Genomic DNA, 14,621 nt, shown 5'->3' with positions numbered 1-14,621 from the left:
ACCGTTTACACCAAGGCCCGTCGCCGCCGAGATGCGCCGATTATCGCGACGCAGAACAGCAAGCACGGTAAGTGCTTTTTGGGCCATCTCCTGCGGAGGCATGGCGACCGGCGACCCGCGCCTGATCCTGTTGACGCTTCGCTCCCGCGGGGCCATCCACCGAGGAATGTGACCCGGGCCCTCATCAGTGCGACGTCGGCCGGCACCTCTGGCGCCAACGGCCCGGGCACGGTGTCTTCCCGGCCGGCCTGAGCTCACCCGCGGCGCGGGCCTGTCATAGGAACACGGCGAGATGCAGTCCGCCCGAAGGTGTTGGGACACCAGGGTTTCGGGCCGGGCCGATCGTGGTCTCGGAGTCCGCCGCGCAGATCCGTCGTGCCACTGCCGGGTGTCCGGCCACTCGCATCACTGCCACGTCCATGGGACCCCGATCCCTTGGCCGACGCATGATCAGGAAGGTTTCCCATGCGAGACCGCTGTGTGATACTAGCCCGCGCGATCAGCTGATCATGTGATCCGGCTGAAGCGGTATGAGCGGAGGTCCGGTGCAGCAGGAGGATCCGATCGTCGTCGAAGCCGAGGAACCAGACGGGCTCCAGTTCCGCCTGCTGGGCCCGTTGGAAGTGACAACGGCCGGGGATCGGCTGGATCTCGGTGGCCTCCGCCAGAGCAGACTCCTGGCCCTCCTGCTGCTGAATCGCCAGCAACCGACATCGGTCGCCCGCATCGTGGACGTCCTCTGGGAGACGCCACCGGAATCCGCCCGGCAGCAGGTGCACAACTCCATCCGGGGAATTCGTCGCGCGCTCTCCGTCGTGCCCGGCACCGAGATCATCACCTCGGAGGCGGGGTATCGCCTCGACGTTCCCGATGAGTCCATCGATGTCGCACGGTTCGAATCATCCGTCGGCAGAGCGGAGGACCTCGAACTGCAGGGCCGTCTGGAGCCGGCGGCCGACACCCTGCGGAGGGCCCTCGCGTACTGGCGCGGCGCGGCGCTGGCGGGACTGGACAGTCCGTACCTGCAAAGCGTTGCCGGCCGCCTCGAAGAACAGCGTGTGGTGGCCATCGAGCGGCTCGTCTCCATCCGCTTGCGGCTCGGCGACGCGAGCCGTCTCGTCGTCGAGCTCCTCGCACTCGTCGAAGAGCATCCTCTCCGCGAGTCGTTTCGGCGCAACCTCATGCTGGCCCTCGGCCTGCTGGGCCGGCAGGCCGAAGCCCTCGCCGTGTACGAGGACGCGCGCCGATTCCTCGCCGCCGAACTCGGCCTTGACCCGAGTCCGGAGTTCGGTGAGCTGCACGTGCGAATCCTGCGGGGTGACCCCCTCGACGTGCCCCCGGCGCCGGTCGCGGGACCCGCCGAGTCGGCCACAGAAGCGCCGGCTCTTCCCTCGCGTTGCTTCCTTCCTCGGGATACCAGTGAGTTCACCGGACGCGGAGAGGAGATCTCCCAACTGCTGACGGGTATTCGAGACTCGCCCTCTTCCGCGCTCGTCATCTCGGCCATCGACGGGATGGGCGGGCTGGGCAAGACGACACTGGCGGTTCATCTGGCGCATCGACTCACCGACGAGTTTCCCGACGGCCAGTTGTTCGTGGACCTTCACGGCTTCAGCATCGGCCGGGATTCGGTCCCACCGGGGCAGGCATTGGAGGACCTGCTTCGACAGTCTGGGGTTCCGATCGAGCTGATCCCCAGCGACCTGCTGGCCAAGGAGGAACTCTGGCGCTCCCGCCTGGCCGGCCGACGTGCCCTCGTGCTGATCGACAACGCCAAGGACGAGGCCCACGTACGACCGCTGATCCCCGGATCCTCCGAAACCCTCGTCCTGGTCACCAGCCGGCGAAAACTCGCCGCGCTCGAAGGTACGGTTCCGCTGTCTCTGGACGTTCTGCCGCGTCGAGACGCGATCGAACTCTTCAGGCAGGTCGCCAGACGACCTGACGTGACGGACGACTCCGTCCTCGGCGACGTCGTCGACTTGTGCGGCCGGTTGCCCCTCGCGATCCGGATCGCGGCGGCGAGATTCCGGGACCGCAGGCACTGGCGGCTGGACGAACTGCTCGCGCAGTTGCGGACGCACAAGCGGCGCAGTCGTTTCCTGCGTGTCGGCGACCGCAACGTGCTGGCGGTCCTCAGCCTCTCCTACCAGTACCTTTCCAAGGCGGAGAAGCGGATGTTCCGTCTCCTGTCGCTTCACCCCGGCCCAGAGTTCGACGCCCCGGCTGCGGCGGCGTTGTGCGGAATACCGCTCGACGACGCCGAGGACTGCCTGGAAGCGCTGTACGAACACAGTCTGGTCGTCGCGGCGTCCGGGGGGCGATACCAGTTCCACGATCTCGTCCGTGACTGCTCGACGGAACTCGCCCAGCAGCACGACTCCGAGGTCCACCGGCAGGCGGCTGTTCACCGCGTACTCGACTACTTCCTGTACATGGCGCACAGCGTCTGCCAGAGCAGTGCGCTCGAACCCCTGAAGTTCGACCTGAGTCTCGTCCACGTGCCCGACCTGCGGATTCCCTCCGCGCAGTCGGACGGCTACGGGCTCCTTGAAAGCAACTACCCCGGCCTTCGCGCCGCCTGCCGCCTGGCCGTCGAGCAGGAGTGGACGCCGCACCTCTGGCAGCTTCCGTGCGCTTTGGTGCCTTTCCTCTCGCACATGAACTATGGCCCGGATGTCTTCGCGCTCTTCCAAGCCAGCCGTTCGGCGGCCCGCTCCACCGGTGACACGCACGGGGAAGTCGCCTCGCTGTCCGCGATGGCGCGAATCGCCCGCGACTACGATTCGGCCAAGGGCAGCGCGGCTGAGTTGTACAGGGAAGCGATACAGCTCAGCCATGGACACGACGACTGGCGACTGCTTCTGTCGATCAACCTCGCGATGGCCCTCGGAGAGGGGGGCCGGTATCAGGAAGCGCAGGACATCTACACCGAGATGGGACAGCTCGCATCACGGCTCGGTCGAACGCAGGAGTTGATCGCGGTCAGGAACAACCACGGCGCCGTATTGCGCGCGATGGGCAGGCTGGACGAGGCGCTCGAACAGTTCGATCACCTGGAAGCACTCCCCGGCGACGACATGCCACCGCGGGCGAAGGCCGCCGTCGCGTACAACCGAGGCAGCCTGTTCCACCTGATGGGGCGACCGGAAGCGGCCTTGTCGGCGACACTTCGATCGTTCGAGATCAGCGAAACCCACGCACTGCGTCCCAATGCGACCGCGGCGCTCGCCGTGCTCTCCGAGATCCATCGGTCGAGGGGTGAGTTCGACAACGCTCTCGGCACCGGCCGCGATGCCCTGACCAGGGCGCGGGAAATGCACCTGGTGGAACACGAGTCCATGTCCCTCAATGCGCTCGGGGAGGTGTACACCTCCATGCGGGACCTACGATCGGCCAAGGCGGTCTACACCGAAGCACTGAAACTCACCGAGACCTATCGCGAGAACAAACAGAACGCGAGGGCACTTGAGGGTCTCGCCCACGTATGTCTCGCGGAGGGCGACATCGCGGCCGCACGGCGAACCTGGGAGCGAATGCGCATGGAGCATCCGCAGATGGCCACCTCCGCCGAAGGCGCCAGGATCCACTTGGACGACTTGACATCCGAAGACGTCCAGTGCCTGCGATGCAGAGTGTTCCAGTAGAGCCGACCAAGGCACCTTACCGACAGACCACGGTGGCCCGTCCTCGAACTTCCCGCCGCCGGCCACGCTGTCGATACATCACCCCTTCCGAGGAAATGAGCACCAGCAACAGGAGCATGGTCAGCTCAAAACTCGCCAGACCCATGAGAAACAAGATTGAGCAGTGCAGCAGGCCTCCTATGACCAGCACAACTCTGCGCGCACGGGGCCCGAACCACACCAGCACCCCGATGGCGACCTCGATCCAAATGGTCGACCAGCTCACAACGGTGGCCACTGCCTGCCACCAAGTTCCCTGCTCGAGAAACTGGAGGACAGGCTCAGGGAAGCCGTTCCTGGGATTCCTTGCGATTATGTCCAACGCGGTGCCCTCGCGCCATTCCGGTGTGGCCAGCTTCGACAGGCCCGCAGTGAGGTAGAGCACCGTCGCCTGTAGACGGAGCACGAGATGTGCCGCATATGCGGCTCCACGCCATCGACCGGGCAGAAGCGCGACCGGTCGGTCCCATTGCCAACGACGCGAATCGCCAAGGCAGACGGGGACCAGGAGCATGACGACGATCTGGGCGACATGCTCGCCGCCGTTGATCACGGGGATGCTCGCCGCGATACTCGCGGTCACATACAAGTGAGGGATGGCGGTCCATCTCGGGCGATAGCCGCTCGCCACGAGCAGGAGCACGGCCATGGCGATGTATCGAAGCGACTCCCGGGGCATGTGGGCCGAGTCGCCGGCACACCACATCGAAGCCGCACGGATCCCGTAGCAGTCCAGGCCGGCCGGACTCGCCGGCGTAGACGGCATCAAGAGATCGCCGGGGTTGGCGACGACCAGAGCGAGTTGCACGAGAGCCAGGCCGGTACGCGCCAGCGCGAGTCTTGCTCTCCTGGGATCGAATCCTGTCATCGCCTCGGCGTGGCGCTGCCGCACCGAGGCTGTCAAGGCTCCTGTAAGTCGCACTGGACCTCGGTCAGGAGCCCCCGAGTCGCCACGTTGGCGTCGGGCAACGGGACCTGCGTTATCAGTGCGGTGAGTCCACAGATGCTCTGATAGCCCGGCGGATGGCGAAGCATGTAGGGCGCGAGATCCTTGACCAGCGCCAGGCAGTCCTCAACCGAACCGTCGCATCGTTCCCAGGCGCTCGCTGGAACAGCGCCCAGCAGACTGTCCAGTTCGTCCACTTGCGCATAAGTTGACTTCCGCAAGCCCCACAAGGCTTCCACGGACGCCTCCCTTTCGGACAGCGGAGTCGTGGCGCCGCGCGGATCCAGGTGGTAGGCCACGACCACTGGTTCGGCTATTCCGGAACTGAAATACGACCAACCTTGCGGCCAAATCGTTCTGAAGGTCAACCGTTGCGCACCGAATCCGCCTTCGGCCGGGACGAACTGTTGCATGGTGAACGACAGCAACAGACAGACGAGCAAAAGGGAGCCGGTGAAGTTGAAGGACCGCCCGGCCGCCTGGTCATCGGCATCGACCGTTTTCATTTCCGTGTCCGGGATCTCGATGGCGTGGACCTAGCGGCACGTGAGCTTCTGGGTGGCACAGTCGCCCGCACGATCGATCGAGTCCTTGTCCGTAGGACTCATCGCTCCTACGACCGCCAACGCGGCCAGGATGAGAACCGCCACGGCCACACCAGCAAGAACAGCCTTCTTCACCGAAACTCCTAGAATCCGAAAATCGCGTCGAGGCCGTAGTGCCGGCCGCGAGCTCGTTGGCATCCTCTGAGAACCCTCTACTTTGACGCTACTCACCTGCTACTTTCGTTTGAGGGTTCCCCGGTCCCGGCCGGCCTGACAGGTCGATGCTCCAGGATCTTGCGGAGTCGGGTTTTCTAGGCATACTTGTCGCCATGCTCATCCGTTCAGTGACGCCGCAGGATACTTCTGCACGCGTCAAGCTCATTCACGCTTGTGTCGACTTCGCGATGGTGACCGCGGAGATGATCGACTCGGCGCCGGTGAATCCCGCGACGCTCACACGGCGATGGGTCGCCGAGATAGACGGCGACCTCGTGGCCACCGCCATGGCCGAGCTCGCGATCTATGACGGCGCGGGTGCCGCGAAGGCAGATGTCATGGTCGCTCCAGAACATCGGGGCACCGGGATCGGAACCGCTCTCCTCCAAAAGGTCGACGGCCATCTCAAGGAAATCGGCGCGCGACTTGTCACTTCGCATGCTTTCGACGAGATCGGAGTGCGCTTCGCCGAACGAAATGGTTTCACCGCGGGACGACGTACCCGCGTGTCCAAAACGGACCCTGAGCGTGCACTGCCGATGGCCGTCCCGTCCGACATAAAGCTGCTCGCGGTCAGTGAACTGCCCGACTTGCGAGCCGCCCACGAAGTGGCGCTGGCCTTCGGCCCCGATATTCCCAGCGACACGCCTTACGTCGCGCTTCCCTACGATAAGTGGGTGGCGGCACGGCATGGCAATGCTCGCCTCGCATTGGACTGTTCGTTCCTGGCCTTCGCCGACGAGATCCCGGTCGCCTTCACCCTCACAGAGATCATCGGGGATCGCATGATCTCCTTGTTGACGGGGACGCGTCCGGGTTACCGACAGCGGGGGTTGGCCTCCCTCATCAAGGCCGCCGCTCTATCGACCGCGGCCACAAGGGGTGTCCGTCATGCGTACACGTTCAACGACACCGAGAACGTCGCGATGCTCGCCGTCAACGACAAGTTCGGCTATCGTCCCGACACCGTCGCGCGCGAGCTCACCCGCGTTCAGCGTTGAGGAGCGTCCGAAGGCTCCGTGGAGCTGGCCGCCAGAGGCGGGCAAGGGACGTGTCGCGAACAGCTCAGTCGTCGAGCGCGTCAAGGTCGCGAAGCGCCTCTCGCGCGCGGCGCAAACGATCCGCCTCGGGTTCGTCCCACCAGTACGGTCCGCGCTCACCGAGACCGTGCTTCGCGAGGTTGACGCGCGCGCGGGCGGCGGCGACGGCATCGGCGTCACCGTCGCGCTTCGCCGAGCGCACGCCCGAGCGGCCCCGGCCCAGGTGCGATGTGAGGGCCGCGACCAGGTCCTCCGGCAGCGACGGGTCGGTGCGTCGCCACCGTCGCCCGTCGATGACGAGCCAGCGCTCGTCCTCCGCAGCGTCGGCCATCATGCCTCCTGGAGTGCAACGGACACATTCGCCCCACGGTAGCGAAGCCGCAGGTCGGCGAGGCCCTAGATGTACCCGAACGCCACGAGCACCGTCCCCGCCATGCCCAGCGACGCCAGCGCCGCCAGGAAGGTCAGGCCGATCGCCTTCCCCCACCGGCCTTCGTCGGCGCGCAGCTTCGTACCGGGGTCGGCGGGGTCGTACTGGACCTCGATCTCCTTCGGCGCCCACGCCCCGGATGAGGAGTACAGCCCCGAGAACGCCCGGGTGTTCCCGTCCTTGTCGACGTAGAGGTGGATTCGCCGATAGGTTCCGACGTGCGAGAACGTCGCGGTCGCCTTGAGCGCGCGCCGGGGCAGGCTCCAGGCGAGCATCGCCGGCTCGAAATGCACGATCGCGCCGGCGAAGACGAAGGCGGTGATGCCGCCGACGATCGCCACGCCGACGGCCGACCAGAAGCCGCCCATGATCCCCGCGTAGACGGCGAGCCCGATGATCGCCAGCAGGGTGACGACCGCGCCGACCAGGAACCCGTTGGACCCCTCTTGCGGCTCGGGGCTGATCGTGCTGGTGGCGACGATCCAGGCACCGTTCACCTGCTGGTCGTTGCCCGGCTCGGGGAGCGCCGCGGTCAGGTCGCCGGCGAACGCGGCCGCGGCGTCCTCGTTGACGTCGCCGATCCGGAAGACCGTCGGCTCGTCCTCCCACCGCGCCTTGAGCGTCACGGCGAGCGAACGTCCCTCCGCGTGCACCTCCGCGATCGCCTTGAGCGGGATGCGGTGCTCGAAGTCCACCTGCGTGAGGAGGAGGTCCGTGCCGTCCAAGCGCATGGAGGAGTCCCCCGCGCTCTTCAAGACCGTTGTGGAGGGAGAGATCGACATGGCGCGATCCTAAGAGGAACATCGCGTCCCGTCGATGTCCGATCGGACCGCGCGATCAGCCCGTGAAGGTGAAACCGCACTCGGTCCGGAGGACCCCTCTGTGGACAGCGGGCTCGAAGTCAGTGCTGCGACTCCGAGGATGCCCGCAAAGCCTGGCGGACATGGACATCCCGGCGCTGTGCCGGCGGATCGGCGACCGGTCGGGCGAACATTCGGTGGTAGCTTTGCGCGGCCGGGAGCCCACCCGGCCCTCACCCACGGGACCGCACACATATGAATAGACGCCTCTTGGCGGGTGCCCTCGCTTTCGCGATGACCGCCACCGGTGCCTCTGTCCTCATCGCCCAGCCCGCCACGGCCGACTATGGCGCCTTTCTGGACGGCTTCCACCAGGACTTGGTCGTCGACGACGCCCACCGGAGGATCTTCGTCAGCCAGGAGGGCCCTGACGCCGTCGTTGTGATCGACTTCAACGGCCGAGTCGTGCAGACCCTCACCGGCTTCACCAAGCCGAGGGACCTGTCCATCAGCCCGGACGGCTCGACGGTCTACGTCGCCGAACACGACACGCCGTCCCTCGGCGTCATCGACGCGGAAACGTACACCGTCGACAAGGTCGAGCTTCCAGCCGAGCAGTGCGTGTGGTCGACGGCCTGGACCGGGGGGAAGCTCTGGTACTCCTACCGCGACTGCGCCGCCGAGACCGGCTCCATCGGGTCCTACGACCCGGCGACCGGTGAGACCACCGGTGGAGCCGTCTCGGTCCAGGCCGGCGAACTCCAGGCCCGCCCGGATCGGCCGGACCGCCTGTTCCTGCTGGAGCGCCCGAACACCGACCGCGCGATGCACGTCCACGACGTCTCGGGCGGGTCGCCCGTCCAGGTCAGCGCCAGCGCGCCGGGATCGATGAAGGGCTGCATGGAGGCCGCCCTGTTCGCCGGTGGCGACAAGGTCGCCCTGGCCTGCCCGTCCCGGGGGAACTATCAGGTGTTCAACACCGCCGACCTCTCGCCGCTGCCGCAGCCGCCGGGTGACAAACACGTCATGACCGTCGCGGTGAGCCCTGACGACCGCTTCGTGGCGACCGGGACGATCAAGGAGGGCGGCAAGGAGGATCCCGCCGCCGTCTCGGTGTGGGATCTCCAGAACAACGCGTTCGTGACCCGTCGAGCCGAGTACGACTCCTACTACTCGCGCGAGAACTCTCTCGCCTTCACCGCCGACGACAAGCTCATCCGGGTCCTTCACTACTCCTGGGCGAACCGGTACAGCGTGGAGATCATGGACCGGATCGCGACCGGCGCCACGGCCCTCACACTTGAGACCCGGGGCCCCTCCGTCGTCGGTGTCATGGACACCGTCCGGTTCTACGGCACCCTCCACCGAGGTCCCGGTGCCGGGACCACCCTTTCGGTACAGCGCAGGGACCCCGCCGGCACCCACACGCTGCCCGCCGTCACCGTCGACGAGAGCGGAATGTTCGCCTTCGTCGACAGTCCCGGACAGGCGGGCGCCGCGCAGTACACGGTGTCCTTCGCCGGCGACGCCGACCATCGCCCTGCCACGAACTCCACGTCGGTGCACTACCGAGGTCTGCGCGGTGACGTCAACCGTGACGGCTACGTCGACGTGGTCGCCGGCGCCCCGGGCGAGGACATCGGAGACGACACCGACACCGGCCAGATCCACCTGCTCTTCGGTTCGGCGAACGGTTTCACGACCACGGGGAACAAGGCCGTCCACCAGGACACCGCGAACGTCAGCGACTCCAATGAGGACGGTGATCGCTTCGGTCACGCCAGTGCCTTCGGGGACTTCGACGCCGACGGGTACAGCGACCTCGCCGTGTCCGCCCCGGGCGAGGACATCGGCTCGGTGCGCGATGTCGGCATGGTCTTCGTGTTCCGCGGCACGCCGAGCGGGCTCCAGCCCGACTGGAGCACCGTCTACCGGCCGCAGACGCCCGTGGCGAACATGGCCTACGGGACCTCGCTGACCGTCGGCGACTTCGACGGCGACCATCGCGACGATCTCGCGGTGGGCGCACCCGGGGCAGGGGCGGGCTCGGTGTTCGTTCACTCGGCCGACTTCAAGGTCACCGAGTACGACCAGGACTGGTTCGACATGCCCGGCTACGGATACGAAGGCGAGCAGTTCGGACGGGCCCTCGACGCCGGTGACGTCGACGGTGACGGGCTCGACGATCTCGCCATCGGCGAGGTCTACGACGAGGACCTGGGGCGGACCACCGGCGCGGTGACCGTCCTCATGGGCAGGCCTCTCCTGGGTCTCGGGACCACCGAAGGCCAGCGCTTCACCAAGGACACCCCCGGCGTCCCCGGCGCACCCGGTTCCTTCAACACCTCGAAGGGCGACCTCCCCGACCTGTTCGGCCACGCCGTCGCGCTCGCGGACTTCAACGGCGACGGCAAGGACGACCTCGCCGTCGGCGCGCCCGGATCCGCCGTGACCGGGACCGACGGGGAGCGGAAGGCCGATGCGGGCACCCTCACCGTGCTGTACTCGGACGGTTCCCGGATCGGCACGGCGGGCGCTGTCGAGCTCACCCAGAAGTCGGCGGGCCTGCCGGGCAACCCGGGTGCCGACGACCGCTGGGGCACCACCATCGCCGCGGGCGACAGCGACCACGACGGCCGCGACGAGCTGGTCGTCCACGGCGCCGGCGAGGACTTCGTCTCCGTGATCCCCGGTGGCACCGACGGCCTCGTCTACACCGGCGCCAAGGCCTGGAGCCAGGACTCGCCGGGCGTCCCCGGTGGCTCCGAGGCCGGCGACCGCTGGGGCACGAGCCTTCGGTTCGCCGACGTGAAGGGCACCGGCCACCTTTCCCTGATCGTCGGCGCACCCGGTGAGGACACCGGCGCCGGAGCCTTCACCGTCCTGCACGCGACGGCTTCCGGTATCACCGGCACCGGCGCGCAGTTCTTCTCACAGGACACCACCGCGATCCCCGGCGCCGAGGAGAAGAACGACGGCTTCGGGGCATTGTCCTAGGACGCGAGAACGCAGGCCACAGCCCCGGTCCGGTGACCTACCGGACCGGGGCTTCGGTCCGCCGGAGAAGATTCAAGGTGGAGAGACCTCGTTCGCCAGGTCTTCGCCGAAGCCGAGCTGCATGAGCCGGCGCCTTCGCCTTCCTGAGCGAGACGAACGGAGTCGAGGACGAAGATCTCACCGGGATCGTGTGGCCGGTGGAACGGATCGTCGAGGACGACCTGGTGGTTGGTGGAGTAGTGGTTCTTCGACCGCTCGGCCACCGTGTGGTCGCGGGTGGGCACCGGGGTGCCGTCCACGATCAGCACGGTGTCCTTCGCGAACCGCTGCCTCGGCCGGAGCGCCGGCAACGGACCGATGCGGTCGATGATCCGGTAGGCGGCGGACTTTGAGACGCCGAACAGCGGGGCGAGTTGGCGCAGCGTCAGGTTGGTGCGCCAGTACGCCGCAACCAGCAGTAGAGGGTCGCGCAGCCGATACCGCGCCCGCGTTACGTTCGCGGGATGCAGCAGCCCCCGGAACAGGTCCCCGCACTCCTCGATGGCCCGGCCGTTGACGTCTCCGACACCCATGAACTGCTTCTCGGCTACCTGGAGTGGTATCGCGAGGCCCTGATGCGCAAGCTCGACGGACTCTCCGACGACCGACTGCGCACGCCCGTCGAACCGCTCGGCTGGTCGCCGCTCGGCCTGGTCCAGCACCTCGGCTGGGTCGAACGCCGATGGTTGCGCTGGGGATTCGGCGCCCAGGACATCGTCGCCTATCCGCCCGGCGGAGATGCCGAGGAGTGGACGATCGCCGCCAACACCTCCACCGCCCAGGTCATCGCCGACTACCAAACAGAAGTGGCCATCGCGAACTCGCTGACGGCACCTGTCCTGTTGAGCGACAAGGCACGTCTCGGAGGCCGCTTCAAGGCACCCGACCAAGCCCCCTCGCTCGGGCGGATCCTCTTTCACCTGCTTCAGGAGTACGCCCGCCACGTCGGTCACCTCGACGTCGCGCGCGAACTCATCGACGGCCAGACCGGAGAGTAGTCACCCGAGACTGCCAAGGCATTTCACGTAGCTCGGGCTCTGCCACAGAGAAGCCCACCGACGTAGAACATCCCGTCGGTCTCGGCTGAACGGTCATCAGTTGCCGGATTTCCGCAAGGTAGGTCCGGGCACGCGGTCCCGCCACCGTCCGAACCTAACTTTTCGGATCGCAGGTCATAGCGTTGACCGCCAACGCCGCGGCGAGGACTCAGCCGACGGTGACGGGCTCGGGTGAGGGCCGCCAGTCGCGCCGGAGCAGCCCGTAGACCCACGAGTCGGAGACCTCGCCGTTGACGACGCAGTCTTCCCGCAACGTCCCCTCGCGCACGAAACCGAGTTTCTCCAGCACGCGGGCGGATGCCCCGTTGCGCGTATCGGCCTCCGCCTGGACCCGATTGAGGTCCAGCGCGTCGAATGCCCATCGCAACAGGGCACCTGCGGCCTCCGTCGCGTAGCCCTGACCCCACCCCGCCTCGTTGAGGCAGTAGCCCAGCGACGCACTGCGGTAGTCCGGATTCCACTCGGTCAGGCCGCACCAGCCGATGAAGGCCCCGTCGGAAACACGATCCATGGCCACCCGCGCCCCGGTGCCCTCCTCTTCCATCCGCCGGCAAGCCGCGATGAATCGCCCGGAGCGCGCGGGATCGCTCCACGGCGCCGAATCCCAGTAGCGCAACACGTGGGCGTTGCTGTGCAGTGTGAAGAGGCCGTCGGCATCCGTGTCGGTGAAAGGACGCAGTCGAAGGCGAGGGGTGTGCAACGTCGGGGTGGGCAGCGACATGAGTCTCAGGTCCCTCTCGTGATCGGTGGCCGATCGATCAGACCTCGGATGCGGGCCGATCGCAACGGACTTTCTCAGACGGAGGGTGTTGCCGACATCCTGCTGCGGGCGCCGGCGCACCCGAGGCACACCTCCGGGAAACCGACAGATCAATCCGGACGATCGCGGGCTCGACTGACCGCAGCTACTTGTCGGATGCCTGTTCAGCAACTTGATCGTCCGCCACCTTCGATCGGACCGGGCACAGGAGATCTCGGTTTCGCGCGACCCCGCCAGGGGCCAGGATGACCTGTCGGGGGGGTGTCGGAATCACGTGCTGCGGGTCGGGCGGCGACGATCCGAGGGACCGTTCGTTCCATGCTCCGCCTGACTCCCACGCCACAGCCACCGCGAGATGCAAGCCTGCCTCAGAGGGTGAGGCGTTTGGCGATGTCTCGGTGCAGTTCGGCCTTGGTGAGAGCAGCCTGTCGAGTCGCCTCCATAAAAAGCAGGTCAGACGCCTCATGCGCCTGACCTGGAACCTGCCGAAAATCGGTGGGCCCCCAGGGACTCGAACCCTGAACCTACGGATTAAAAGTCCGCAGCTCTGCCATTGAGCTAGAGGCCCGCGCATGCCGAGGCACGCGCGCGGATGAGCATACCTGGGGTGGTCTTGCGGGTGGTATCGAGTATCGTTTAGTACCGGTTTAGCAGTTACTATCCGTTTTTGGATCCCAGTTCCAGGGTGCAGGCACAGGCCCACCAAGCGCGCGGCACAGTCACGGCACGCCCACCGCCTGAAGCTTCATCCGGTTCGTGTTCTACCGCCTTGTGACATCCCATGTCATGCCCTCCTCGTGCCGATGAGCAACGATCGAGCAACCGCCGATCTGGGTTTAACGCCTGCCAGGACTTGGTCCTCGCCCGTGGGCGAAGCACGGGCGCAGCTTGACGGCGCAGCAACGCCCGAGGAGCCCGATAGGTTGCGATCCTCGCCCGTCGCGGAGCACGGGCGCAGCGCATGCCCGATGGAACACCCCATCCCAGTGCGAACATGTTGCGATCCTTGCCCGTCGCTGAGCACGGGCGCAGCAGTCACAAGGCCAGCACAAGACGACGCAGCGAACTGGTTGCGATCCTCGCCCGTCGCGGAGCACGGGCGCAGCACATCCTGCTGGTACTCCCTACGGCAGGGCCAAGTCGTTGCGATCCTCGCCCGTCGCGGAGCACGGGCGCAGCACAACCGCGGCTACCTCGCGGCCACCGATCAGAAGTTGCGATCCTCGCCCGTCGCGGAGCACGGGCGCCGCGCCGAGTTGGGCGCTGTCCCGATCGACGAATTCGGGTTGCGATCCTCGCCCGTCGCGGAGCACGGGCGCAGCCCGGCGGCACCGGTGATCTCGCGCGAGATCGACTTGTTGCGATCCTCGCCCGTCGCGGAGCACGGGCGCAGCGCGCACCGAGGACGGCCGTCGACTCCGTGTTCCCGTTGCGATCCTCGCCCGTCGCGGAGCACGGGCGCAGCGGCGGGCGGCGGCTTCCTCGCCGAAGACGTGCTTGTTGCGATCCTCGCCCGTCGCGGAGCACGGGCGCAGCACGCGTGCGGCGTGAACCGATATGCCAGTGTGGAGGTTGCGATCCTCGCCCGTCGCGGAGCACGGGCGCAGCTCAACCGCTGGGAAGCGCAGTACGGCCGGCGGGTGTTGCGATCCTCGCCCGTCGCGGAGCACGGGCGCAGCGGATTCTCGCCTGGTCGCGGACGGTGGATGAAAGTGTTGCGATCCTCGCCCGTCGCGGAGCACGGGCGCAGCTACCCCGGCTGATCGAGGATGGTCCCCGCCCCCCGGTTGCGATCCTCGCCCGTCGCGGAGCACGGGCGCAGCCCTGTCCCGCAACGCCCAGATCCGTGAACCCGCCCGGTTGTTGTTGTGATCCTCGCCCGTCGCGGAGCACGGGCGCAGCGCGAGGGTTGGCCATGTACCGCGCGCACCGGAAGTGTTGCGATCCTCGCCCGTCGCGGAGCACGGGCGCAGCGTCGGCCCGCGCATGTTCATCATGTTCGAAGAACTGTTGCGATCCTCGCCCGTCGCGGAGCACGGGCGCAGCGTCGGCCCGCGCATGTTCATCATGTTCGAAGAACTGTTGCGATCCTCGCCCGTCGCGG

The 14,621-nt window shown here is 67.0% G+C and carries 9 protein-coding genes, 1 tRNA gene, 1 pseudogene and 1 CRISPR repeat array; of the genes and pseudogenes, 4 read left to right on the top strand and 7 right to left on the bottom strand.

Features of this window, described 5'->3' with window-relative positions; translation table 11 throughout:
• The first annotated feature begins 545 nt into the window (after positions 1 to 545).
• Positions 546 to 3,647: a BTAD domain-containing putative transcriptional regulator gene (locus tag AB0I28_RS19845; protein ID WP_357495237.1), complete on the top strand. Its 3,102-nt coding sequence runs from the start codon at positions 546 to 548 to the stop codon at positions 3,645 to 3,647.
• A gap of 16 nt (positions 3,648 to 3,663) precedes the next feature.
• Here AB0I28_RS19845 and AB0I28_RS19840 read toward each other — a convergent pair whose 3' ends face one another.
• Complete coding sequence (locus AB0I28_RS19840) at positions 3,664 to 4,590, bottom strand: hypothetical protein (protein ID WP_357495235.1); 927 nt, start codon at positions 4,588 to 4,590, stop codon at positions 3,664 to 3,666.
• On the bottom strand, positions 4,587 to 5,138 hold the full coding sequence (locus tag AB0I28_RS19835; RefSeq protein ID WP_357495233.1) for a hypothetical protein: 552 nt from the start codon (positions 5,136 to 5,138) through the stop codon (positions 4,587 to 4,589). The genes AB0I28_RS19840 and AB0I28_RS19835 overlap by 4 nt, the downstream gene beginning before the upstream one ends.
• Positions 5,139 to 5,506: 368 nt before the next feature.
• Here AB0I28_RS19835 and AB0I28_RS19830 point away from each other — a divergent pair, with 368 nt between their 5' ends.
• Positions 5,507 to 6,394, top strand: coding sequence for a GNAT family N-acetyltransferase (locus tag AB0I28_RS19830; RefSeq protein WP_357495231.1), 888 nt, complete (start codon positions 5,507 to 5,509; stop codon positions 6,392 to 6,394).
• Between the two features lie 64 nt (positions 6,395 to 6,458).
• Here the strand turns inward: AB0I28_RS19830 and AB0I28_RS19825 are convergent, their stop codons facing one another.
• Both AB0I28_RS19825 and AB0I28_RS19820 read right to left on the bottom strand, forming a co-directional pair.
• Positions 6,459 to 6,764: a hypothetical protein gene (locus AB0I28_RS19825; protein WP_357495229.1), complete on the bottom strand. Its 306-nt coding sequence runs from the start codon at positions 6,762 to 6,764 to the stop codon at positions 6,459 to 6,461.
• Between the two features lie 65 nt (positions 6,765 to 6,829).
• Entirely contained in the window at positions 6,830 to 7,645 is an 816-nt protein-coding gene (locus AB0I28_RS19820; protein WP_357495227.1) for a hypothetical protein, read from the bottom strand.
• Positions 7,646 to 7,957: 312 nt separating this feature from the next.
• Here AB0I28_RS19820 and AB0I28_RS19815 point away from each other — a divergent pair, with 312 nt between their 5' ends.
• Complete coding sequence (locus AB0I28_RS19815) at positions 7,958 to 10,660, top strand: hypothetical protein (RefSeq protein ID WP_357495225.1); 2,703 nt, start codon at positions 7,958 to 7,960, stop codon at positions 10,658 to 10,660.
• Positions 10,661 to 10,869: 209 nt separating this feature from the next.
• Here AB0I28_RS19815 and AB0I28_RS19810 read toward each other — a convergent pair.
• Positions 10,870 to 11,232 (bottom strand): annotated as a pseudogene (locus AB0I28_RS19810) (transposase family protein); the annotation flags it as partial.
• Between AB0I28_RS19810 and AB0I28_RS19805 the strand changes: the two are divergent.
• Complete coding sequence (locus tag AB0I28_RS19805; RefSeq protein ID WP_357495223.1) at positions 11,164 to 11,697, top strand: DinB family protein; 534 nt, start codon at positions 11,164 to 11,166, stop codon at positions 11,695 to 11,697. The pseudogene AB0I28_RS19810 and the gene AB0I28_RS19805 overlap by 69 nt on opposite strands.
• 208 nt (positions 11,698 to 11,905) lie before the next feature.
• Here AB0I28_RS19805 and AB0I28_RS19800 read toward each other — a convergent pair whose 3' ends face one another.
• Positions 11,906 to 12,478, bottom strand: coding sequence for a GNAT family protein (locus AB0I28_RS19800; RefSeq protein ID WP_357495221.1), 573 nt, complete (start codon positions 12,476 to 12,478; stop codon positions 11,906 to 11,908).
• A 535-nt stretch (positions 12,479 to 13,013) separates the two neighbouring features.
• A tRNA-Lys gene (locus AB0I28_RS19795) sits at positions 13,014 to 13,085 on the bottom strand.
• A gap of 283 nt (positions 13,086 to 13,368) precedes the next feature.
• A CRISPR array of direct repeats spans positions 13,369 to 14,563; the repeat unit is 37 nt; unit sequence GTTGCGATCCTCGCCCGTCGCGGAGCACGGGCGCAGC.
• Positions 14,564 to 14,621: the final 58 nt, after the last annotated feature.

Origin of the sequence: Phytomonospora sp. NPDC050363 (genome assembly GCF_040655735.1) — a bacterium.
Lineage (GTDB): Bacteria > Actinomycetota > Actinomycetes > Mycobacteriales > Micromonosporaceae > Phytomonospora.
The sequence above is the reverse complement of the archived record's forward strand: the minus strand, read 5'-3'. Positions and strand labels throughout refer to the sequence as shown.

What these genes read in the sequence shown, in the direction of transcription:
- AB0I28_RS19835 (WP_357495233.1), bottom strand. Translation starts at nt 5,138, where the DNA reads ATGAAAACGGTCGATGCCGATGACCAGGCGGCCGGGCGGTCCTTCAAC.
- AB0I28_RS19830 (WP_357495231.1), top strand. Translation starts at nt 5,507, where the DNA reads ATGCTCATCCGTTCAGTGACGCCGCAGGATACTTCTGCACGCGTCAAG.
- AB0I28_RS19825 (WP_357495229.1), bottom strand. Translation starts at nt 6,764, where the DNA reads ATGGCCGACGCTGCGGAGGACGAGCGCTGGCTCGTCATCGACGGGCGA.
- AB0I28_RS19820 (WP_357495227.1), bottom strand. Translation starts at nt 7,645, where the DNA reads ATGTCGATCTCTCCCTCCACAACGGTCTTGAAGAGCGCGGGGGACTCC.
- AB0I28_RS19815 (WP_357495225.1), top strand. Translation starts at nt 7,958, where the DNA reads ATGACCGCCACCGGTGCCTCTGTCCTCATCGCCCAGCCCGCCACGGCC.
- AB0I28_RS19805 (WP_357495223.1), top strand. Translation starts at nt 11,164, where the DNA reads ATGCAGCAGCCCCCGGAACAGGTCCCCGCACTCCTCGATGGCCCGGCC.
- AB0I28_RS19800 (WP_357495221.1), bottom strand. Translation starts at nt 12,478, where the DNA reads ATGTCGCTGCCCACCCCGACGTTGCACACCCCTCGCCTTCGACTGCGT.